The following is a 22445-nucleotide window of genomic DNA, read 5'->3' on the forward strand; positions in this document are numbered from 1 at the left end:
ACTATGGTTATTTTACTTATTTAAGTGCGCTTGCAATTCTTACTGAATGTCATTTACGAAGCATGCCTTCGATAAAATCTTTCCAGTTCCCCAGTTCACGTTCAATCATAACAACCTCTCTTATTATTATGCGCATTCTACGGAAACGTATCATCATTGTGAAGACTATTTAACCAATTGCAGTGATTGTACCCCGCTATCCCCGGTGGATTTATGATAAATATGAACGCACGCCCTTAAATTTTGTGTGACCGCCAGCAATATTTTGAAATAACCCTACGAGCAGATGAGAAGATATTTAACCACTGACTTTATTAGAGATTTAAACCTGATAGACATCTATGCTTAAATGATGAAAGAATATTCAGCTTACAGGTGTGAGGTGAATTAAGGAGAATTGTAAATCAAGAGAATTCCTGAATGTGTTATATTCCACTTAAGGATATATCTTCGAATTTATTGAACATTCTTTCTGCATAAGAACAAAAGGATTCACTATGGTTGTGATGTACGGCATTAAAAATTGCGACACTATCAAAAAAGCCCGCCGCTGGCTTGAAGCAAACAACGTAGAGTACCGCTTTCACGATTACCGTGCTGACGGTCTGGATGCAGAATTTCTGCATACCGCGATCGGTGAACTGGGCTGGGAAGCGCTGCTCAATACCCGGGGGACCACCTGGCGTAAACTGGATGAATCCATCCGCGCCGGTATCACCGATGCGGACAGCGCGGCAGAACTGATGCTTAGAATGCCAGCAATTATCAAACGCCCATTGCTCTGCAAGCCAGGTCAGCCTATGCTGCTGGGTTTCAGTGAAACCCTTTATTCTGACTTTTTTCGTTGAGGTGTAGTCTATGTCATGCCCGGTCATTGAGCTGACTCAGCAGCTTATCCGCCGTCCTTCCCTTAGCCCGGACGATGCAGGTTGTCAGGCATTAATGATTGAGCGTCTGCGTGCCATCGGTTTTACCGTTGAGCGCATGGATTTTGGCGATACGCAGAACTTCTGGGCCTGGCGCGGTCAGGGGGAAACGCTGGCGTTTGCCGGGCATACGGATGTGGTTCCCGCGGGTGATGCAGACCGCTGGATCAATCCCCCGTTCGAACCCACCATCCGCGACGGTATGCTGTTTGGCCGCGGTGCGGCAGACATGAAAGGCTCACTGGCGGCCATGGTCGTGGCCGCAGAGCGTTTCGTTGCCCAGCATCCTAATCATAAAAATCGTCTCGCGTTTTTGATCACCTCCGACGAAGAAGCCAGCGCGCATAACGGTACCGTGAAAGTCGTTGACGCGCTGATGGCGCGTAACGAACGTCTCGACTACTGCCTGGTGGGTGAGCCATCCAGCACCGAAGTGGTGGGCGATGTCGTGAAAAACGGTCGTCGCGGGTCCATGACCTGTAATCTGACCATTCACGGTGTGCAGGGGCACGTGGCCTATCCTCACCTGGCCGACAACCCGGTGCACCGTGCCGCGCCGATGCTGAACGAACTGGTGGGGATAGAGTGGGACAAAGGCAACGAATTCTTCCCACCAACCAGCATGCAGATTGCCAACGTCAAGGCCGGAACCGGCAGCAACAACGTCATCCCTGGGGATTGCTTTGTACAGTTCAACTTCCGCTTCAGCACGGAACTGACCGACGAGATGATCAAAGCCCGCGTGATCGCACTGCTGGAAAAACACCAGCTGCGCTATACCGTGGAGTGGTGGGTGTCCGGCCAACCGTTCCTGACGCAGCGTGGAAAGCTGGTAGATGCGGTAGTGAACGCCATCGCACACTATAATGAAATTAAGCCACAGCTGCTGACGACTGGCGGCACCTCTGACGGACGCTTTATCGCCCGTATGGGTGCACAGGTTGTCGAACTGGGTCCAGTAAACGCGACCATTCACAAAATCAATGAATGCGTCAACGCGGCTGATTTACAACTGCTGGCCCGTATGTATCAACGTATTATGGAGCAGCTCGTCGCCTGACGACTGCTTAGAGGATTAGCGAATGGACTGGCTTTCAAAGTACTGGTGGATTCTGGTGTTGGTGTTTCTGGTAGGCGTGCTGCTGAACGTGATTAAAGATCTGAAGCGCGTTGACCATAAGAAGTTCCTCGCCAACAAACCGGATCTTCCGCCACATCGTGATTTTAACGACAAGTGGGACGATGAAGACGACTGGCCGAAAAAGGACCAGAAGAAGTAATCGATCTGTTCCCCCTCTCCCTGGGAGAGGGGGAAACCTCACATAAACTCTACAATATCATCATCATTCGGCTTACCACCGCTGAGCGCTTCGTCGAAGTAGTGCTTCGGCACGGTATAACGCAAACGATCGAGCGCAAACTGCATGCTGCGGTCGTCAATCGCGTGCCCCAGATCGTCAACGATATCCAGCGTGACGTCCCCGCCAGCGCGGATAAGCGATTCCTGCGCGGCAACCGCATGCGAAAGCTCAATCACCCGATCTTCACCACCGTGGATCAAATGAATGGTAGTCTGCGTCGTCACGCTGCCGGGCAGAGTGGCGAAACGACCGTTAAAGGCAATCACGCGGGATACCAGCCCCGGCTGCGCTTTCACGCTCTCCAGCGACATAATTGACCCCTGTGAAAAACCAATCAGCGCCGTTGCGTCAGCGCCCACGCCGCTCTGCTGCTGCCAGTAGCGTACGGTATTGATGAAGGTCGGCATGATGGCATCGATGCGCGCCTGACGGTTCTCTTCCGTTACACCCTGCACCGAAAACCACTGGCGACCTTCAGGGCCGCAAGGCTCTACGCCGCCGATGCTGACAATCAGTGCATCCGGGAAAACCGGCGCAAACCAGCTGCCAATCTGCCCCATATTGACGGCGTTATCGCCAACGCCATGAAACAGCAGCAGTAACTGTTTAGCCGGTTTTTCAGGGCTTTGAACAACAAAATGGTCGTGTTTCATGGCGATCTCCTTAAGTGATGAGCAGGATTCTACGCCTCTGTGGGGTAATGACCATGCCACTTTACTGATGAAGTCATTGAAAAAATTGCCATTGCAAAATGTCGCCTTTCAACTTCTGACAGCGTGTTTCATCAAGACTTTCAAGCGCTTGTGCTGTTTCTTTACGCAGGTTCACCAGCATGGATTTTCGCCCGGCGTTATCCGTTTCCCCCGCCAGTTTACTGCGCAAAAGCGGGAGCGGCATGTCCACGTTTAACAGCAAGCGGGTTAACGCGGCAACGGAGGTCGAGAACGCCCGATGGGCAAAGGCAAACCCCGCCAGCTCCTGCCAGTCGTCATTATTAAGGGTAGCTTCCCAGCCATCTGACACCGGGATCTTTTCGCCATTCCAGGCCGAGAGGACCCGGGCGTCACGCCGCAGACGCTGATGTGCCTGCGCGCACAGCTGATGCCCCGCCTCGCTGAGCGGCAGCAACGCCATCGCGGTGAAGCAGCCGCTGCTCGCTTCGCGGTGGCTACCTATCCGCACCAGCACAAAGCCGCACTGCTGCCAGAAGCACCACAGCTCGTCGGTATAGCCAAAACTCACGGAGAGATAATCCTCCCCGCTGGCGCTACGGATAAGCCGACGACCAATACCTTCCCGTTGACGATGGGGATGAACGGCAATACGCGTGATCCGTCGGCCCTTAAGCGTCGCCGCCAGTGGCGAGCCGCCGTGGGCAGCCAGAGACTGCGCCACCAGATTCCCTCGAGGCCGACGAAATCCCGCCCACACCGCGCGACTAAGCTCTGGGGATAAGCCGCCCTCCTCCACCAGCCAGAGAGCACCAGCGAGGGTTGAGTCGGTTTCAGCAACGGTAAAATGCTGTCCCGGCGCGTCCATCATCCGGCGTAAATCAAGCGGAGACGTGCGGTAATGCGCGGCACATAACAGCTCATAAACGCCCGCCACACGCGCCGGATTGCTTTCCCACATCTGCGGCTCCAGCGACGTTAAACGTACGTCACCTTCCGGTTTCTGGTCGATGAGCGCATCGTCAAACAGCAAAATGTCAGACACCACCCGCTCGAGGGGGCACCCGGCGGCCCAGCGAACCGGCGTTGATAAGGTGAAAGACTGCAACCCGCTGAACCGGGCGCAAAACTTCAGCAGAAAACCCCGGCCTGTTCCTTCATAACCCTGAACCGTGGTGGTCAACAGAGCGCGGGGGAAACGCTCAACCAGCTTTTCAAGAAGCGGTCCCGGAATGGCGGCCGCCTCATCGACAATCAGCCAGTCGGCCTGCCGCGTCGACGCGAGCAGCGCGTCCGGCGCCATAAAGTGAAAATGCTCTCCCGCAAAACGGGCGATGACATCCGTTGCCCCTTTCGCAGGTGCAGTCACTACCGCAGTGCCCTGAATACGCTTTAGCAACATTCCTGCAAGCGCTGACTTTCCGCGTCCACGAGGTGCCGTGACCGCCACGACGCCAGTGTTCATGGCCATGAGCGTACGCAGGATGTCAGCCTGCTCACGCTGCGGGTCGCCGCTGGCTGGCTGCCAGTCAGGGGTATCAGGAAACGGAGGAAGCGCTAGCGGTTGGTTTTGACACCACAGGATGGTGTCAGGATCAGCGGCGATGGTGCGCTGGAAATGGTGCACAAAATGCGGTGTGGCGATAGGCTCGGCGCTGTCGCTCCAGCGAACGGAGTCGCTGTCCGGTGTTTCCGCCCAGACGGAGAAAGGCGGAACCAGCAGCACCAGCAGACTCCCGGCGCGCAGCGTCCCGCTGAGGGCGGCAAACGCCGAGACGTCGAATCCCGCGCGAGCATCAAAAACCGCGTGCTGAAACTCACGCCCCAGCAGCCCGCTGATAGCTTTCGACGGGTGTTCATCCAGCCACAGCCAGTCTCCGGGCTGGGCATCGCGCAGGGCCACCGCCTGCGTCAATGTCCAATGCGCATCGCCGCTGAGTACAACCAAACGACGATGACCTTTACGCCTGAGCTGGCTGATCAGATGTTCAAACGGCAACATTACATCGCTTTGCCGAAGGTATTACATTGCGCAGGGTCACCGCTGTCGAAGCCACGTTTAAACCAGCTGTAACGCTGCTCCGAAGTACCGTGAGTGAAACTGTCTGGTACCACTCTCCCCTGGCTTTGCTGCTGGAGACGGTCATCGCCGATGGCCTGCGCGGCGTTCAGCGCCTCTTCAAGGTCGCCCGTTTCCAGAACGCCCTGCTGTTTCATGCTATTGCCCCAGACGCCGGCGAAGCAGTCCGCCTGCAGCTCCATTTTGACAGAAAGACGGTTCACTTCAGCCTGAGACGCATTCTGCTGAAGCTGACGCACTTTAGGCTCGATGCCGAGCAATTTTTGCACGTGGTGGCCGACCTCATGCGCGATCACATAGCCCTGGGCAAAATCGCCGTCGGCACCCAGTTTGCTTTTCATGTCATCATAAAATGAGAGATCGATATAGACAGTGCTGTCCGCCGGGCAGTAGAACGGCCCCATCACGGACTGTCCGGTACCGCATCCGGTGCGCGTCGCACCGCGGTACATCACCAGCTTCGGCTGCTGATAGGTACGCCCCATTTTCTCGAACTGCTGGCCCCAGGTTTCTTCTGTGGTCGCAAGAATAACGGAGGTAAATTTGGCCGCTTCATCTTCGTTCGGGCTGATGGAGCGCTGAGAGTATTGTTGTTGCTGGAGCGGCTCCCCGGTCATCAAACCGGTGAGATCCACACCGTAATACCCTGCGACCAGCACCACAATCAGCAGGATGATACCGCCCTTTCCACTGGGCAACCGGAAGCCGGGACCGCCCATTGAAGGGCCGCCGCCGCCACTGCTGCGCCTGTCTTCTACATTGTCACTTTCACGACGCCCTTGCCAGCGCATAACCACCTCGAACTATTCCATTAATAATAGCTATGATCGTAGGCGGTTAATGACAAGATTACCATAGTAAACAAGGGTAAGACGCCAAAGGATATGAATATCCTTTGGCAATTGAGGAGATTAGTCGAGCTTAACGCCTAAACGGTGAGCAACCGCTTCGTACGCTTCAATCAGGCCACCCAGGCTCTGACGGAAACGGTCTTTGTCCATTTTATCCAGGGTTTCTTTATCCCACAGGCGGCTGCCGTCCGGGGAGAACTCATCGCCCAGCACCACTTCGCCTTTGAACAGACCGAACTCCAGCTTGAAGTCGACGAGGATCAGTCCTGCGTCATCAAACAGTTTTTTCAGCACGTCGTTCGCTTTGTAGGTCAGCTCCTGCATACGCGCCAGATTCTCTTTGCTCGCCCAGCCGAAGGTTTCGCAGTAAGATTCGTTGACCATCGGGTCGTGCATGGCGTCGTTTTTCAGGAACAGGTCAAACAGCGGTGGATTCAGTTCGATACCTTCTTCAATGCCGAGACGCTTCACCAGGGAGCCAGCGGCACGGTTACGAATGACGCACTCAACCGGAACCATGTCCAGTTTTTTCACCAGACATTCCGTATCGGACAATAACGCTTCCATCTGGGTCGGGATACCCGCTTCGGCCAGTTTGCTCATAATGAAGTGGTTGAACTTGTTGTTCACCATGCCTTTACGATCGAACTGTTCAATGCGTGCGCCATCCCCTGCTGACGTATCATTGCGGAACTCGAGCACCAACAGATCCGGGTTTTCCGTGCTGTATACGGTCTTCGCTTTGCCACGATACAACTCAGCTTGCTTCTGCATCTTCATTACTCCTGGTGTGATGATTTGTGTTCAAAACTGGGGATATTATGCCACGCACACGTTTGCGTGGCACGAAAATAAAAAGGGCTGGATTCACCAGCCCTTGTATTTATTTGCTGAATGCCGCCTGGAAGACGGCGACCAGCGCATCATTCTGCGCCTGGGTCAGCGTGTGACCTTTCGGATCGATAAACTGCAGGCTACTGCGGTTATCGAGGTCACCTACCTGAATTTTGTAGTCACCGGAGGCAAGCTGAGGATCTTTCGCGCCCAGTTCCTGCCATGCGCTGTCAGACAGCGGCTTGTAGGTTGCCGTCATGCTACCGGTTGAACGCGTGCTGTCGGTCACTTTCATGCCCACTTTTTCCAGCGTCGCTGGCAGACGCTGCCAGGTCTGGTTAAACGGTGCACGCACCACCAGCATTGGCAGACCGGTATCATCCGCCGCGCTCTGCACGTCGTAGGAAGAACCACTGCGGTTCTGCGCTGCGTTAGCGGCGTCAGTCGCGTTCTTATCCAGACCCGCTGCAATGACGTTCAGCATTTCGGTGCTGTAACGCTGCATGGACGCAGCATCAGCAACCGGTTTACCCGCCTGCTCCAGGTTTAACAGCTTAACGGTAACCGCCTGCTGATAACCCTGCGGTTTAACGGAGACTTGATAACGACCACGGTACTGCTGATCTTCATCCAGGCGGTTCCACTCGATCCAATCCGTTGTTAACGTCTGGCTGGCATCATCGCGTTTATCAATCGTGTAGTTCTTCGACTGAATAACGCTGACAACCTGCGGCCACAGCGTGCTGTTGCGGCTGTTTTCAACCATCAGGGATGCCGTATCACCGGTAAACTGGGTACGCGCGCCGCTCACCAGCGCCAGAGGCTGAGCAGGTGGACGAATATCAAGCGCTTTACCGACAAGACCACTGCCGTTAGTGACGGGGATATTATAATCGCCGTTTTGAATCGGCAGGATCATACCAGCCGGTGCATGAAGTTCAGCAAGCGGCGCCGCATCCAGATAGGATTCATCACCGCTCACCTGGCGCTTGTAGCGCGAGTCCGAACTACAGGCAGCGAGCAGCATAACAAGCGAAACACTCGCAACCTTCGCCAGGCGCGACTTCTGTACTGAATAAGCCATCAAATCTCCCTAAACTTTACAGCAAACCGGCATGCTTCAGCGCGCCAGCGACAATTTCACGACCGTGGTCGGTAATCGGTGTCATTGGCAGACGCAGCGTGTCGGATGCTACAAGTCCCAATTCCTTACACGCCCATTTCACTGGGATCGGATTGGGTTCGACAAATAATTTATTGTGCAATGGCATCAGACGCTGATTAATCACGCGAGCTTCATCAAAATGACCGGCCGCGGCCAGTTTGCACATTTCCGCCATATCGCGGGCCGCAACGTTAGCCGTTACGGAGATCACGCCATGACCACCGAGCTGCATAAAGTCCAGCGCGGTCGCATCGTCGCCGCTCAACAGGATAAAGTCATCTGAAACCAGCTCTTTGATCTGATGAACGCGGCTTAAGTTCCCTGTCGCCTCTTTAATCCCGATAATATTTTTTACTTTCGAGAGACGGCCAACGGTTTCCGGCAGCATATCGCAACCGGTACGGGACGGCACATTATACAGAATTTGTGGCAAGTCAGTATGTTCTGCGATGGCTTTGAAATGCTGGAACAAACCTTCCTGAGTTGGACGGTTGTAGTAAGGCGTGACGGTCAGACAGCCAACAATGCCGCTGTCGTTAAAACGTTGAGTCAGGCTGATAGCTTCTGCGGTTGCGTTAGCCCCTGTTCCTGCGATGACCGGGATACGTCCATCAGCCAGCTCCAGGGTCAGCATAACCACATCGCCGTGCTCTTCGTGGCTCAGCGTGGCAGATTCACCGGTAGTCCCTACCGAAACGATCGCCGAGGTTCCATTGGCGACATGGTAATCAATGAGCTTCTTCATGCTTGACCGGCAGACATTACCTTTTTCATCCATCGGTGTAACAAGCGCGACAATACTTCCCGTGAACATGAGCCATCCTCTGTGCGAACAAGAGTCTCAATGTTACGTTTGGAACTGTAATAAAAGCAAGCGACCTGAGGCGCTCAGGCGGTTGTATGCATGTTTTTTTTATGCTTTCCTTAGGAAGACTTAACCAAGCAAAGGAAGAACAGGTTTGACAACCTCATCACAACATTACCTGGTTATCACTGCGCTGGGTGCTGACAGGCCGGGTATCGTGAACACCATCACCCGCCACGTAAGCAGCTGCGGCTGTAATATCGAAGACAGCCGTCTCGCTATGCTTGGCGATGAGTTCACGTTTATTATGCTGCTTTCCGGCACTTGGAACGCCATTACGTTGATTGAATCAACCCTGCCGCTGAAGGGTGCCGAGCTGGATTTGCTGATAGTGATGAAGCGCACCACCGCGCGTCCGCGTCCGGCACTGCCTTCCACCGTCTGGGTGCAGGTTGAAGTGCCTGATTCACCGCATTTGATTGAGCGTTTTACGGCGCTTTTTGACAGCCATCAGATGAACATTGCCGAACTGGTTTCCCGTACGCAGCCAAGCGATGACCATGCTCTTCCGGTGCTGTTTATTCAAATTACCGCGCACAGCCCTGCATCACAGGATGCGTCAAATATCGAGCAAGCGTTCAAAGCCCTCTGTACAGAATTAAACGCGCAGGGCAGTATAAGCGTCGTAAATTATTCGCAGCACGAACAGGATGGAGTTGAGTAATGAATCCACTGAAAGCCGGTGACATCGCACCGAAATTTAGCTTGCCGGATCAAGACGGCGAGCAAGTAAATTTGACCGACTTCCAGGGACAGCGTGTTCTGGTCTATTTCTACCCGAAAGCCATGACGCCGGGCTGTACCGTACAGGCCTGCGGCTTGCGCGACAACATGGATGAGTTGAAAAAAGTCGGTGTAGAAGTGTTGGGCATCAGCACTGACAAGCCAGAAAAGCTGTCACGATTTGCGGAAAAAGAGATCCTGAACTTCACGCTACTTTCCGATGAAGACCACCAGGTTTGCGAGCAGTTCGGCGTCTGGGGTGAGAAAACGTTTATGGGTAAAACCTACGACGGTATTCACCGCATCAGCTTCCTGATTGACGCTGACGGTAAAGTTGAGCATGTGTTTGACGACTTCAAAACCAGCAACCACCACGACGTGGTGTTGAACTGGCTGAAAGCAAGTGCCTGATAAACAGCAAAACGGCAACCCAGGTTGCCGTTTTTAGTGTTTTCCCCCTCTCCCCGTGGGCCACCATCCATTAATCCGTAGCCGGATAAGGCGCTTTACGCCGCCATCCGGCATCAACGTCGTTTATTCAAACGTCCCTTTTACACAGGCTTTTTCTCTCTGACGACGGCTTTGCCCTTCGCCCACAGGTGATGAACTTCAAGCGCATCATTGAGCACCAGAATGTCGGCATCGCATCCCACCGCCAGACGTCCTTTATGTTCCAGTCCCAAAATTCTGCGACCGTTCGCGTCAGCGGACACAGCGCCAGTTCCAGCAGTATGGCGAACCTTCACCAACTGGCGCACTGTTTCAGCCAGTGATTCAAACCTGCGACACCGATGCCGGTAAGATTACCGTAGTCATCAAATTCCGGCTGGCTACCGTTGCCATCCGAACTCAAGGTAATACGCGACAGCGGCACGTTCTGGCGTAGCGCTGTGGCGATAGCCGTAGCCGGGTCGACGGGTTCATCAATGCTGCTGGTAATGTCGATATAACCGCCTTTGCGGGCATACCCAGCGCCGACTGAAACAACGGTTCCGCACGATTGACGTGTGTGGGCAGCAGCTTGGTAATCGGTACATCGCAACTGTCGGATCTGATACAACGGCTCCAGCATGCGCGGGCTGTCGCCCATATGGAAGACGCTAATCCCCGGCTTGCGCCCTAACAATCCGCCAACGCGCGACTGCGCCGCCATGTTTGCCAGCGCCGAGGTGTCCGGGGGCTGAAGAACGATGGTCCGAAACAGCACATTTCACGCCAATGATTTTATCGATCAGCGCCACATCGCGATCGATACTGCCGGTGATGGTCGGGAAGGCAGAGAATACGCCCGGTCAGCATCCATGCGCTGATGCCTTCAAATTCCAGCGCGCGGTTTTCGCCAGCAGCGATTCAGGGTGACGGGTATACCATCTGTCCCCAGCAATCCCACCACCGAGGTGACGCCAGCTTCAACCAGCCGCGGCAAGCGCTTCCGGCGTGCGGGTGTGCGGCCCCGCTTCTCCGCCGCCGCCAATCAGATGGACGTGTTGATCGATAAATCCACGGGCACACAATCGCGCCGTCAAGATTGATACACTCGCAGCAGGAAAAATCGTCAGGGAAATCGACGGTGCGATGGCAACAATTTTGCTGCCAGACACCAGTATATCCCGGCGCCCTAAGTCTTCCGGCGCGTACACGTGTCCCTGCTGGAACAACGTCAAATTAAGAATGGAACAGTTCATAACCTTCCTTGTCAGGCAATAACCTGCATAACCCAAATAGAGAGCAGCGCGGTAGTACGCATACCGCAATAATAAGCGGGTAATAACGGGGATGGACCCCCGCGGTACCCAGACAGCGTCCCACATTTGCACCGGATTGCCCATCAGGTAGATAGCCGGTAACAGCACCGTAGCATCATGTCCCGAAAGGTACGGCGACAACCGGGCTGGCGCAAACACCGACGCCGCCTCCCATACTCATCACCGCCGCCAGCAGTACGGTAGCAGATTCCCCCGGCGATCCCCACAGCGCCATTACCGGCTCACATACCCGCCCGACAATCTCGAGCAGTCCCGTCACCTTCAGCGCCTGAATAATCACGAAACGCCATTACCACGTTAGGCAACAGGCTGGTTGTTGCAATAGTGGAATCCCGCGCCGTGCGCCATCGATAAACATATCCATGACGTTTTTACGTACTTGCGTTGTCATCTCACGCCTCCTGCTGCGTACGGCGATTTTCCAGCTGCGCAATCCACAAACGCAGCAGGTTCGCGCCCACAATTTGAAGACAAGGATCACCGCCAGCGGCGTAATCACGGAACGGTAACCATCGTAAACAACGCGGCACCCGAGGAAAAATAGTTGGTAATACACGCACTGCCGCTGGTTTGCCAGCGGGCAAAAATGGCACGTTCCTGTTCAGTGATAATGCCCTCTTTCCGCCATTTCTTTAGTCATCCCTGCCGCAGCATCGGTATTTTGCAAATTCGCAATCAGCGCCAGCGAGCAAATACGGAATACCGAGTAACGGGCGCAGGACTGGCGTCATCAGTTGCTGTGCCGCACGCAACCCTCCCAGCCCTTCGGTGACGGAAATTATCCCGAGTGAAAGAATGACGGAAGGCGCCAGCTCAAGCGCGAATAAGAAGCCGTCTTTTGCGCCCATACCGCCCGTGCCGCGAAAAGAGACCGCCGTGTCCCCCGCCGCATTAATCTGCCCAAACGCACCGTTGAGAACGGTGAAATCAAGAGCTACGCCACTATTCGGTACTTTTCCAAACATGCCGGAAAAAAGAATAATCGTAATAAAAGCGAGATAACCGCCCCATCCCACCTTCTGCTGCGTGTGTGTTGTGACCCATTTTGTTCTCCTGTTGGCCTTATTCCTTGCGTGACTTAAAGACATCACGATGGGTCAAGTTAAAGACAAACGCAGAGAAAACGACACCAGAGGAGATTATTCAGAATGTGTGGATAGAGGTCAGACAAGTTCGGGGTGAGGACAACAGGCCGCACAAAACCTACTTCTCTTCCATCGCTGGCACATCCGGCCACGCGTGAACCACGGCTTTAATCAGCGTCGCCAGCGGAATGGCAAAGAACACGCCCCAGAATCCCCACAGCCCGCCGAAAATCACCACTGACAGAATAATCACCAGTGGATGCAGGTTTACCGCTTCCGAGAACAGCACCGGCACCAGCAGGTTACCGTCCAGTCCCTGAATAATCAGGTACACCGCGAAGCAGCTCCAGAACTCCGTACCCAGACCAAACTGGAACAGCGCGACGCCCACCACCGGGATGGTCACCACGAAGGCACCGATATACGGGATCAGCACCGACAGCCCCACCAGCACCGCCAGCAGCAGCGAGTAGTTCAGGCCGAAAATCAGGAAGCCAATCCAGGTCGCGACACCCACCACAATCATCTCCAGCACCTTGCCGCGAATGTAGTTGGTGATTTGCTGATTCATCTCCTGCCAGACCTGCCCTGCCAGACCACGGTTACGCGGCAGTATGCGCCTGACGGCGTTCAGCATCTGTTCTTTATCTTTTACCAGGAAGAAGACCATTAACGGCACGAGCACAAGGTAAACCGCCAGCGTCAGCAGGCCGACCAGCGAGGCCAGAGAGTATTTCACCACCGAGTCGCCCATCGTCATGATGCGGGCGCGCATGTTTTCGGCCATCGCGTCAATAATCCCGGCATCCATCAGCGCCGGATAACGACGCGGCAGCGTGGCGGCGAAATCAGAGAGCTTATTCAACATGCCGGGCATATCACGGATCAGGTAGATCCCCTGCTGCCAGGCAACCGGCATGACCACAAATGCCATCAGTAACAATATGCCGACAAACAGTACCAGCACGATGCTGGTCGCCCAGCGGCGGGAACAGCCGATATTTTCCAGACGCGCCGTTGGCCACTCCAGCAGATACGCCAGCACAATCGCCACCAGCAGCGGCGCAAGCAGGCCGCTAAAGAAGAACAGAATACCGAACCCGGCAACCAGAATAACCAGCAAAGCAATGGCTTCCGGGTCGCTAAACCGACGCCGATACCACTGCATTAACATTTCGAGCATACAACCCTTCCCTGAATCGAATGGCGGGAGTGAGAGCTGAATTGTATCTAACTGTCACAAAAAAGACTTTCGCTTTTTGTATCACTGTAACGATTCGCAAAACCCTGATGAATGGGATTTTCTTCATGTCGCAACACGGCTACACTCGCAGGTCAGTGGAGATGAACGATATGCCGGTTCATCGGTCAAATTGACACATCCAAAATACAGGACAGTGGTTATGTTCAGGCAGTTGAGAAAAACACTGGTTGCGACACTTATCGCCGCACTGACTGTCGGTCAGGCTGCACCCGCCTTCGCTGATTCGGCCGACTCGTTGCCGGACATGGGTACCACAGCAGGAAGCACGCTCTCCATCGGTCAGGAGATGCAGATGGGTGATTACTACGTTCGCCAGCTGCGCGGCAGCGCGCCGCTGATCAATGACCCGCTGTTGGTGCAGTACATCAATGGTCTGGGCATGCGGCTGGTCGCGCACGCCGACTCGGTAAAAACCCCTTTCCACTTCTATTTAATTAATAACGACGAAATCAACGCCTTCGCCTTTTTTGGCGGCAACGTGGTGCTGCATTCGGCGTTATTCCGCTATTCCGATAACGAAAGCCAGCTGGCATCCGTCATGGCGCACGAAATTTCGCACGTTACCCAGCGTCATCTGGCGCGTGCGATGGAAGACCAGAAACGTAACGCCCCGCTGACCTGGGTTGGTGCGCTGGGCTCTATTCTGCTGGCGATGGCCAGCCCGCAGGCCGGGATGGCGGCACTGACCGGGACGCTGGCGGGCACCCGCCAGGGGATGATCAGCTTTACCCAGCAAAACGAACAGGAAGCGGACCGCATCGGGATTCAGGTGCTGCAGCGTTCAGGCTTTGACCCGCAGGCCATGCCGAGCTTCCTCGAAAAACTGCTCGATCAGGCGCGTTACTCCTCACGTCCACCGGAAATCCTGCTGACGCACCCGTTACCTGAAAGCCGACTGTCGGACGCCCGTAACCGAGCTAACCAGATGCGTCCGGTTGTCGTGCAGTCCTCACAAGATTTCTACATGGCAAAGGTGAGAACCCTGGGGATGTACAATTCCGGGCGTAACCAGCTCACCAGCGATCTGCTGGACGCGCTCTCCAAAGGCAACGTGCGGGAGAAAAACGCGGCTCAATACGGTCAGGCGCTGCAGGCGATGGAGGCCAGTAAATATGACGAGGCGCGTAAAGCGTTGCAGCCGCTGCTGGCCGCCGAGCCAAACAACCCGTGGTATCTCGACCTCTCAACCGATATCGATCTGGGACAGAAAAAAGCCACCGACGCCATCAACCGCCTGAAAGGGGCAAAAGACGTTCGCACCAACCCGGTGTTGCAGCTTAACCTGGCGAACGCTTACTTACAGGGCGGTCAGCCTGCCGAAGCGGCGACCATTCTGAACCGCTACACCTTTAACAATAAAGACGATCAAAACGGTTGGGATCTGCTCGCGCAGGTTGAAGCCCAGCTCGGTAACCGCGATCAGGAGCTGGCGGCACGTGCCGAAGGCTTTGCGCTGGTCGGTCGTCTCGATCAAGCCATTTCTATGCTGAGCAGCGCCAGCTCGCAGGTCAAACTCGGCAGCCTGCAGCAGGCCCGCTACGATGCGCGCATCGATCAGCTGCGCGCTCTGCAGCAGCGCTTCAAGCCGTACGAAAAGATGTAATAAGGAAGAAAAAAACATGACAGACGCGGTAAAAATCTACCATAACCCTCGCTGCTCCAAGAGCCGGGATACTCTCAGCCTGTTGAAATCTAACGGGGTTGAACCCGAGGTGGTGCTGTATCTCGAAACGCCGCCGGATGCACAAACCCTTCGTCAGCTGCTGCGCATGCTGGAAATGGGCAGCGCCAGAGAGCTGATGCGCCAGAAAGAAGACCTGTATAAGTCGCTCAATCTGGACGACTCACGTTTGTCAGAGGACCAGCTGGTGCAGGCAATGGTTGAGAATCCAAAGCTGATAGAACGCCCGATTGTGGTGGCGAACGGCAAGGCGCGCATTGGACGTCCGCCGGAAGACGTGCTCGAGATCCTCTAGCCCTTATGCCGCAGCGCTTCCAGAAAGGCCTGCGGCGTACTTTCCCCCAGCTTTTTCTGCGTTTTTCCCCGGTTGTAAAACTCGCACAGCGCGATCAGCACTTCTCCTGCGGGTTCATCATTCACGCGTGGAATAATATCGCGTAACGGCACCGCCACCTGAAGCGCATTGTGTTTATGTGGATGCGTTTTAACAGCCACGTTCTGCACCGTTAGCGTCACCTCAAAGCCAAAAGTCTCAATAGATTGTATATCAGCCGGGCAGGCATCAAGCAGCGCCTGCGTCCAGGTGTTAAAGAGCTGAGGCGAGAGTCCCGCATAAAGCCGGGCATAGCACCAGCCGCTCACCGGCTCACGCGCCCAGAGCAGGTGTTGCTCCCCGCCATCGTCCATGTGAAGCGACAAAGGCAGATGATGCAGCGTCAGCGCGTGCGGCATAATGCCTGCCTTCAGCGCCTTTTTCCCCTGCAACGGCGCCCCTTTTTGTTTCGCAGAGGCCGGTTTGAGATAGCGATTCAATGTCGCCCGGGAAACGGGGATCCCCAGCACGCCGTTGACCATCTGCAGCAGTTCATCTAACGGCGCGCCCGAGACGTCACGCAGGGCATTCACCAGTGCAACCTGCTCTTGTCTCATCGCTTTGTGTATCACTTTCGGTGTCGTCTGGTTATCCGAAACCTGCTCGCGGTTACGCCAGCGCCTGACGGTCGTGACCGAGATCCCAAGCTCAACGGCCAGCTCTCTGTCGCTTTTGTCTGACTGCTGAAGATAGCGACGGATGCGCGGCGTGGTGGTGGCATTAGCGTGCAGTTTAATTTCCATCCCGATAATTCCATTAACTAATCATATGAGATTTATATAACACCAGCGAACGCTTTGTGACCGATTTCACCTTTCGCTCGCCGCGCTTCACTGATAATCCACAGACATAACATAAACAACGCCACTCAATCTTGTACGGAGTTCACAATGAACAATGTTCTGGGATTTCTTGAAGCAAAACTGATGCCGCTGGCGGCCAAAACGGCGCAGCAGCGTCATCTCGGGGCCATTCGCGGTGCCTACGTGTCATTCATGCCGTTTATCATCGTCGGCTCTATTCTGCTGGTGATTTCCTCTTTCCCGAATCAAACCTATCAGCAGTTTATGTCTCAGGCCTTTGGTGAGAGCTGGAGCGCCATTATTGAAATCCCGTTCAACGCGGTGTTCTCCACCATGTCGCTGTTCATCAGCTTCCTGGTGGCGTTCCGCCTGGCGGAGCATTACGGGGAAGACCGCATCTCCTGCGGCATTCTTTCGCTGGTCGCCTTTCTGATCCTCACGCCGTTTATTAAGGTGGCGGAAAACGGCGGTATTACCGTCATTCCGGTGGAGTGGATTGGCAGCAAAGGGCTGTTTGTGGCAATGATTGGTTCCCTGCTGTGGACGGAGCTGTTCTGCTGGCTGAAGCGCAAAAAACTGGTGATCAACATGCCGGACGGCGTACCTCCGGCGGTGCAGGAGTCGTTCGCCGCGCTGATCCCGGCTCTGCTGGTGATGATTCTGGTGCTGGGTATCCGCATCGTCTTTGAAAACACCCACTACAGCACCATCCACCAGTTTATTTACGACGTGGTTGCCACCCCGGTGCGCCACTACGGCACCTCTTATTTCGGGGCGCTGATGACGGTATTCAGCATCACCATTCTGTGGTCCGTAGGCATTAACTCCGGCTCAATGATTAACGGCATCATTCGTCCGCTGTGGATGGAGAACCAGACCGACAACATCGCGGCGATTCAGGCAGGCACAACGCCGCCGCACATTATCACCGAACAGTTTTTTGACATGATCTGGATGGGCGGTGCGGGGGCCACGCTGTCGCTGGTGATTGCGATGCTGATTTTCGCCCGCAGTAAAAACATGCGCGAAGTGGCGCGCCTCGGCGCGGGCGCGTCGGTGTTCAACATCAACGAACCGATTCTGTTTGGCCTGCCGGTGATCATGAACCCGATCATGCTTATCCCGTTCAACCTGGTGCCGCTGGTGCTGGTTACCGTTCAGTATGCGGCGATGAAAATTGGCGCGGTTGCCGTCACCACCGGGGTGTTCATTCCGTGGACGCTGCCGCCGGTGATCAGCGGCTTTATCGTCACCGGGCACCTGAGCGGCAGCGTCATGCAGCTTCTCAACCTGCTGATTGGCGCCATGCTGTACCTGCCTTTCATGCGTATCCTGGATAAACAGTACCGCGCGGCGGAAATGGCCAGCGTTACGCAAACCGACACCACCCTTGCAAAACAGGAGTAAAGCATGTGGGGAATTATCGCAACCTGGCGAATGGCGCTTGAAGGCGTCACGGAGTCTGCATCTGCGCTGGCTGCGGGCAAACCTGTCGCTCCGGCGGTGGTGGATGCCGTCGCCGCCGTCGAGGACTTTCCGTTTTATAAATCCGTCGGCTACGGCGGACTACCCACCGAAAACGGCGAGGTGGAGCTGGACGCCGCCTATATGGACGGCGACACGCTGGCCTTTGGCGCCGTGGGCAATCTGGTGGATATCGCCAACCCGGTGCGCGTGGCGCACGCGCTCAGCCGCCAGCGCTACAACAGCCTGCTGGTCGGCCTGGGCGCGCGGGAATGGGCGCTGAGCCAGGGCTTTGCCGATAAACCCATGCTCACTGACCGCGCCATGCAGCACTACCGCAAACGCTGCCGCGAAACGCTGGATAAAGGCTTAAGCCCTTACGACGGGCATGACACCGTCGGCATTATCGGCCTTGATAAGCAGGGCTCGATGAGCGTCGCCACCTCCACAAGCGGCCTGTTTATGAAAAAGCGCGGCCGCATTGGTGATTCGCCCATTATTGGCTCCGGCTTTTACTGCGACAGCGAAACCGGCGCCGCCACCGCCACGGGCGTCGGTGAAGATCTGATGAAAGGCTGCACCAGCTACGAAATCGTCCGCAGGATGGCGCAGGGTATGACGCCGCAGCAGGCGGCAGATTCCGTGGTGTTCGAACTGGAGGACAAGCTGATGTCGCGCTTCGGCCGCGTGGGCGATCTCTCCGTGGTGTGCATGAATAACAGGGGCGAGTTCGGCGCGGCAACCAACATCAAAACCTTCTCGTTCGTGGTCGCAACGGCCCACCAGCCTCTCACCGTTTATCGTACCGAGCGCCTGCGGGAAAAGACGCACTTTCACGCCGTGGACGAGGAGTGGATGCAGGCCTACGCCGCTCGGATCCGCGCGCCGATTGAGGAGTCATGATGATTACGTATCAGTTTATCACCGCGCTTTCTGACGCAAAGCCGCAGAGCCACTTGATTGCCCGCGCGGGCAGTCACCTTCTGCCGCAAAATGCACTTGTCGCAGAAATGCGCGAGTCAGACGGCATCGCAGATACCCGCTTTGGCTGTGCCCCGTTTGCCCGAATCACCCTGCTACCGAATGCGCTCTGGCAGGACAGCCTGACCGAAGGATTACTGACGGCGCTGCGCCCGCTGCTGGCCTCGCCCGTCAGCCCCGAGCTGATACTGGACGTGACTAATATCGACGATGTGGTGCTTGCGCAGGTGCTGCGCTTTCTGTTTAACCAGGCGCACAGGCTGAGTGATTTGCAGTTGAAGAAAACCAGTGACAAGGTCCGTCTTGAACATATCACCGCGCTCTGCTTACCCGAACAGCAGGACCGACTGGCGGTTATTTTCCGCCGGCAGCAGGCCATCGCCCACGGCATGGTCGCGGCGCGACGTCTGGCCGATACGCCGTCGGATCGCTGCACGCCGCAGTTTGTGGTGGAAGAGGCGCAAAAACTGTGTGCCGCCTTCCCTGCCCTGCGGTGTGAAGCGCTGGATGAAAAGCAAATCGTTGAGCAAGGTCTGGGGCTGCTGCACGCCGTCGGCAAAGGGGCGACCTGTCCGCCTCGCCTGCTGGCTATTCATTATGACGGTGCCAGCGATGGCCCGGTGCGCTGCTATGTCGGCAAAGGCATTACCTTCGATACCGGCGGCCTTTGGCTGAAGGACGGCGCGGGCATGTACACCATGAAATACGACATGTGCGGCGCGGCCAACGTGCTGGGGCTGATGCTGGCCGTTGCCGAGCTGGCGCTGCCCGTACGCATCATGGGCGTGCTGGCGCTGGCGGAAAATGCCGTCGGGCCGGACGCCATGCAGCCCGGCACGGTGGCAACGGCCTGTAACGGCACCACGGTGGAAATCAACAACACCGATGCCGAAGGCCGACTGGTGCTGGCGGACGCCATCGCCTGGGCCAGCCAGCGGCACCCACAGGCTCAATATATTATTGATATAGCAACGCTAACCGGTGCAGTGGTTAAAGCTCTGGGGTATGAATTCAGTGGTTTAATGACGCAAAATGAGTTGATGCGCGATTTTCTTACCCGAGCCGGGAAAAGAAGCGGTGACGAAGTGTGGTCTTTACCCTTGGATGCCCGCTTGAAAAAGCAGACCGAGAGTACCATCGCCGATCTGTGCAACACGCCGACCAATAATGCAGCAATCAGTGCTTCGGCGGCTTGGTTGCTGCACCACTTTTGCCCGCCGACAATCCCGTGGGCGCATCTGGACATCAGCGGTACGGCGCTATGGCGTGAAAACGGACGGAGCGTGGCATCGGGAAGACCGATTCCACTTCTGGTTGAGCATTTACAATACGATATTTTGATAATGGAGGAGATGATCAATAAGTACGGAAAATAACGGTTTTCGTAGGCCCGGTAAGGCGTAGCCGCCACCGGGCAAAAAACTCAAAGCTTGAGAATATCTTTCACAAACGGAATGGTCAGCTTGCGCTGGGCGGTAATAGAGGCGCGATCGAGCTGATCGAGCGTGTCAAAAAGCGTGCGCATTTCGCGATCAAGCCGTTTAAGCAGGAAGCGTCCCACGTCTTCCGGCAACTCAAATCCTCGCTGCTTAGCGCGCAGCTGAAGCGCCTGCAGCTTATCTTCATCCGACAGCGGCTGGAGCTTATAGATTTGCCCCCAGTCCAGACGAGAGGCCAGGTCCGGCAGCCCCAGATTCAGCTGACGCGGCGGACGATCGCCGGTGATCAGCAGCCGGGTTTTACCCGATTCCAGGATGCGGTTGTAGAGGTTAAAGATCGCCATTTCCCACGGCTCATCACCCGCCACGCATTCGATATTATCGATGCAGACCAGCGAGAGGTGTTCCATTCCCTCAAGCACCTCAGGCACGAACCAGGTACGTTTATCCAGCGGCACATAACCTACCGCATCACCGCGCGCTGAAAGCTCCGCGCAGGCGGCATGCAGCAGGTGGCTGCGCCCCGCGCCTTCGCGTGACCAGATATAGATGTATCCGCTGTGATCCTGGCGCAGCACGTTTTGCAGTGCAGCCAGTAAAGAGGGGTTATCACCCGGCCAGAAACTCGCGAAAGTTTCGTCGTCAGGGAGATAAAGTGGCAGAGAGAGCTGTGCCGGTCCGTTCAGAAGTACCTCAACCAGATCTTACATAAAATCGGAACGGAGTTTAACACGGAACCCGCGAGGAGAGAACCGGGCGATCCCTCGCCCGACTTTTCGATCAATGGGGTGCTTTTTCGCTGTCGTCCGCATCCAGAATTTCTTCTTCAGGACGCAGAACGGAAATCAGCTTAAAGATCAGGCTCAGGCCTACACCCACAATGGTCGCGAGCGCCATGCCCTTCAGCTCAGCCGCACCGATGTGCACCTTCGCGCCGCTCACGCCGATAATCAGGATAACGGAGGTCAGGATCAGGTTCTGCGCCTTGCTGTAATCCACTTTGGATTCAATCAGCACGCGAATACCGGAAGCACCGATCACCCCGTACAGCAGCAGAGAAACGCCGCCCATCACCGGCACCGGAATGATCTGAATCGCTGCCGCCAGCTTGCCCACGCAGGAGAGCAGAATGGCGATGATTGCCGCCCCGCCGATAACCCAGGTACTGTAGACGCGGGTAATCGCCATCACGCCAATGTTCTCGCCGTAGGTGGTATTTGGCGTGGAGCCGAAGAAACCGGAGATAATGGTCGAGAAGCCGTTCGCAAACATGGAGCGGTGCAGGCCCGGATCGCGGATTAAATCGCGCTTAACGATGTTCGCCGTCACCACCAGGTGGCCGACGTGCTCCGCAATCACCACCAGCGCGGCTGGCAGAATGGTGAAGATAGCGAACCACTCAAAGCGCGGGGTGTAGAAGGTTGGCAGCGCGAACCAGTGCGCCTGAGCAATCGGGGTCGTATCCACTACGCCCATTGCGAAGGAGAGCGCATAGCCCGCGAGCACGCCGATCAGGATCGGGATAATCGCCATGAAACCGCGGAACAGCACGGAGCCAAACACCGTCACGCCCAGCGTCACCAGCGAGATGATAATGGTTTTGGAATCCGGTGACTGGCCGTCAGCAGGCAGCAGACCGGCCATATTCGCCGCAACGCCCGCCAGCTCCAGGCCGATAACGGCAACGATTGCGCCCATCGCCGCTGGGGGGAACATCACGTCCAGCCAGCCGGTACCCGCTTTCTTCACGATGAAGGAGACCAGGCAGAAGAGCACCCCACACATGATAAAGCCGCCGAGCGCAACCTCGTAACCCAGCGGCAGCAACAATAGCACCGGCGAAATAAAGGCAAAGCTCGACCCCAGATACGCCGGGATTTTGCCTTTACAGATAAAGAGGTACAGCAGCGTCCCAACGCCGTTGAACAGCAGAACGGTAGCCGGGTTAATGTGGAACAGGATTGGCACCAGCACGGTTGCACCAAACATGGCAAACAGGTGCTGCAAACTAAGCGGGATAGTCTGTAAAAGCGGCGGTCTTTCACTCACCCCGATAGCACGGCGCGTCATAGTGTTTTCCTCTGTGTAGTATTGTTGGTGTTTTATTCAAAAA

The 22445-nt window shown here is 55.7% G+C and carries 21 protein-coding genes and 3 pseudogenes; 10 read left to right on the forward strand and 14 right to left on the reverse strand.

Annotated elements, in window-relative coordinates; translation table 11 throughout:
• Positions 1-49: 49 nt before the first annotated feature.
• Complete coding sequence (gene ypfM / locus HV355_RS04925; protein WP_015572204.1) at positions 50-109, reverse strand: protein YpfM; 60 nt, start codon at positions 107-109, stop codon at positions 50-52.
• A 388-nt stretch (positions 110-497) separates the two neighbouring features.
• Here ypfM and HV355_RS04930 point away from each other — a divergent pair, with 388 nt between their 5' ends.
• The 3 genes from HV355_RS04930 to HV355_RS04940 are packed head-to-tail and all read left to right on the forward strand — an operon-like array spanning position 498 to position 2206.
• On the forward strand, positions 498-848 hold the full coding sequence (locus HV355_RS04930) for an ArsC family reductase (protein WP_108416686.1): 351 nt from the start codon (positions 498-500) through the stop codon (positions 846-848).
• Between the two features lie 10 nt (positions 849-858).
• Positions 859-1986: a succinyl-diaminopimelate desuccinylase gene (gene dapE, locus HV355_RS04935; RefSeq protein WP_010433812.1), complete on the forward strand. Its 1128-nt coding sequence runs from the start codon at positions 859-861 to the stop codon at positions 1984-1986.
• Between the two features lie 22 nt (positions 1987-2008).
• The gene (locus tag HV355_RS04940; RefSeq protein ID WP_000383991.1) at positions 2009-2206 is read left to right on the forward strand and encodes a YpfN family protein; all 198 of its coding nucleotides are present in this window, start codon (positions 2009-2011) and stop codon (positions 2204-2206) included.
• Positions 2207-2244: 38 nt separating this feature from the next.
• Here the strand turns inward: HV355_RS04940 and ypfH are convergent, their stop codons facing one another.
• The 6 genes from ypfH to dapA form a co-directional block, all read right to left on the reverse strand.
• Positions 2245-2940, reverse strand: a complete 696-nt coding sequence (ypfH, locus tag HV355_RS04945) for an esterase (RefSeq protein WP_108416687.1) — start codon at positions 2938-2940, stop codon at positions 2245-2247.
• A 73-nt stretch (positions 2941-3013) separates the two neighbouring features.
• Positions 3014-4960: a GNAT family N-acetyltransferase gene (locus HV355_RS04950; RefSeq protein WP_182401073.1), complete on the reverse strand. Its 1947-nt coding sequence runs from the start codon at positions 4958-4960 to the stop codon at positions 3014-3016.
• Positions 4960-5829, reverse strand: a complete 870-nt coding sequence (locus HV355_RS04955; RefSeq protein ID WP_029485160.1) for a neutral zinc metallopeptidase — start codon at positions 5827-5829, stop codon at positions 4960-4962. The genes HV355_RS04950 and HV355_RS04955 overlap by 1 nt, the downstream gene beginning before the upstream one ends.
• Before the next feature lie 120 nt (positions 5830-5949).
• Positions 5950-6663, reverse strand: a complete 714-nt coding sequence (purC, locus tag HV355_RS04960) for a phosphoribosylaminoimidazolesuccinocarboxamide synthase (RefSeq protein WP_182401075.1) — start codon at positions 6661-6663, stop codon at positions 5950-5952.
• A gap of 109 nt (positions 6664-6772) precedes the next feature.
• The gene (bamC, locus tag HV355_RS04965) at positions 6773-7807 is read right to left on the reverse strand and encodes an outer membrane protein assembly factor BamC (RefSeq protein WP_108416690.1); all 1035 of its coding nucleotides are present in this window, start codon (positions 7805-7807) and stop codon (positions 6773-6775) included.
• A 16-nt stretch (positions 7808-7823) separates the two neighbouring features.
• Positions 7824-8702, reverse strand: coding sequence for a 4-hydroxy-tetrahydrodipicolinate synthase (gene dapA / locus HV355_RS04970; protein WP_010433831.1), 879 nt, complete (start codon positions 8700-8702; stop codon positions 7824-7826).
• A gap of 145 nt (positions 8703-8847) precedes the next feature.
• Between dapA and HV355_RS04975 the strand changes: the two genes are divergently transcribed.
• On the forward strand, positions 8848-9417 hold the full coding sequence (locus tag HV355_RS04975) for a glycine cleavage system transcriptional repressor (RefSeq protein ID WP_042715787.1): 570 nt from the start codon (positions 8848-8850) through the stop codon (positions 9415-9417).
• Complete coding sequence (gene bcp / locus HV355_RS04980; protein WP_120157742.1) at positions 9417-9887, forward strand: thioredoxin-dependent thiol peroxidase; 471 nt, start codon at positions 9417-9419, stop codon at positions 9885-9887. Before HV355_RS04975 ends, bcp begins: the two co-directional genes overlap by 1 nt.
• Before the next feature lie 123 nt (positions 9888-10010).
• Here bcp and iadA read toward each other — a convergent pair.
• From iadA to HV355_RS05000, 4 genes and pseudogenes are all read right to left on the reverse strand, one after another.
• Positions 10011-11161, reverse strand: a pseudogene (gene iadA / locus HV355_RS04985) (beta-aspartyl-peptidase).
• Between the two features lie 11 nt (positions 11162-11172).
• Positions 11173-11633: pseudogene (locus tag HV355_RS04990) on the reverse strand (YjiG family protein).
• A gap of 1 nt (position 11634) precedes the next feature.
• A pseudogene (locus tag HV355_RS04995) lies at positions 11635-12207 on the reverse strand (nucleoside recognition domain-containing protein).
• Positions 12208-12445: 238 nt separating this feature from the next.
• Positions 12446-13510, reverse strand: coding sequence for an AI-2E family transporter (locus HV355_RS05000; RefSeq protein ID WP_182401077.1), 1065 nt, complete (start codon positions 13508-13510; stop codon positions 12446-12448).
• Positions 13511-13730: 220 nt separating this feature from the next.
• Here HV355_RS05000 and bepA point away from each other — a divergent pair, with 220 nt between their 5' ends.
• Together bepA and arsC are read left to right on the forward strand one after the other, a co-directional pair.
• Entirely contained in the window at positions 13731-15194 is a 1464-nt protein-coding gene (gene bepA / locus HV355_RS05005) for a beta-barrel assembly-enhancing protease (protein WP_010433840.1), read from the forward strand.
• 16 nt (positions 15195-15210) lie between these two features.
• Positions 15211-15567, forward strand: coding sequence for an arsenate reductase (glutaredoxin) (gene arsC / locus HV355_RS05010; protein ID WP_108416695.1), 357 nt, complete (start codon positions 15211-15213; stop codon positions 15565-15567).
• On the opposite strand, the gene HV355_RS05015 is transcribed toward arsC, so the two are convergent.
• Positions 15564-16388, reverse strand: coding sequence for an XRE family transcriptional regulator (locus tag HV355_RS05015; RefSeq protein ID WP_182401079.1), 825 nt, complete (start codon positions 16386-16388; stop codon positions 15564-15566). The two genes, arsC and HV355_RS05015, sit on opposite strands and share 4 nt — an antisense overlap.
• Before the next feature lie 147 nt (positions 16389-16535).
• Here HV355_RS05015 and celB point away from each other — a divergent pair, with 147 nt between their 5' ends.
• From celB to HV355_RS05030, 3 genes are read left to right on the forward strand one after another with little or no spacing between them, the layout of a single operon-like run.
• Positions 16536-17855: a PTS cellobiose transporter subunit IIC gene (gene celB, locus HV355_RS05020; protein WP_126816148.1), complete on the forward strand. Its 1320-nt coding sequence runs from the start codon at positions 16536-16538 to the stop codon at positions 17853-17855.
• Positions 17856-17858: 3 nt separating this feature from the next.
• Complete coding sequence (locus HV355_RS05025) at positions 17859-18815, forward strand: N(4)-(beta-N-acetylglucosaminyl)-L-asparaginase (protein ID WP_182401081.1); 957 nt, start codon at positions 17859-17861, stop codon at positions 18813-18815.
• The gene (locus tag HV355_RS05030; RefSeq protein ID WP_182401243.1) at positions 18815-20269 is read left to right on the forward strand and encodes a leucyl aminopeptidase family protein; all 1455 of its coding nucleotides are present in this window, start codon (positions 18815-18817) and stop codon (positions 20267-20269) included. The genes HV355_RS05025 and HV355_RS05030 overlap by 1 nt, the downstream gene beginning before the upstream one ends.
• Positions 20270-20316: 47 nt before the next feature.
• On the opposite strand, the gene HV355_RS05035 is transcribed toward HV355_RS05030, so the two are convergent.
• Both HV355_RS05035 and uraA read right to left on the reverse strand, forming a co-directional pair.
• Complete coding sequence (locus HV355_RS05035; protein ID WP_211438414.1) at positions 20317-21018, reverse strand: DnaA inactivator Hda; 702 nt, start codon at positions 21016-21018, stop codon at positions 20317-20319.
• A gap of 94 nt (positions 21019-21112) precedes the next feature.
• Positions 21113-22402, reverse strand: coding sequence for a uracil permease (gene uraA / locus HV355_RS05040; RefSeq protein ID WP_089597849.1), 1290 nt, complete (start codon positions 22400-22402; stop codon positions 21113-21115).
• Between the last annotated feature and the right edge of the window lie 43 nt (positions 22403-22445).

Source organism: Enterobacter sp. RHBSTW-01064, from assembly GCF_014103035.1.
Lineage (GTDB): Bacteria > Pseudomonadota > Gammaproteobacteria > Enterobacterales > Enterobacteriaceae > Enterobacter > Enterobacter mori.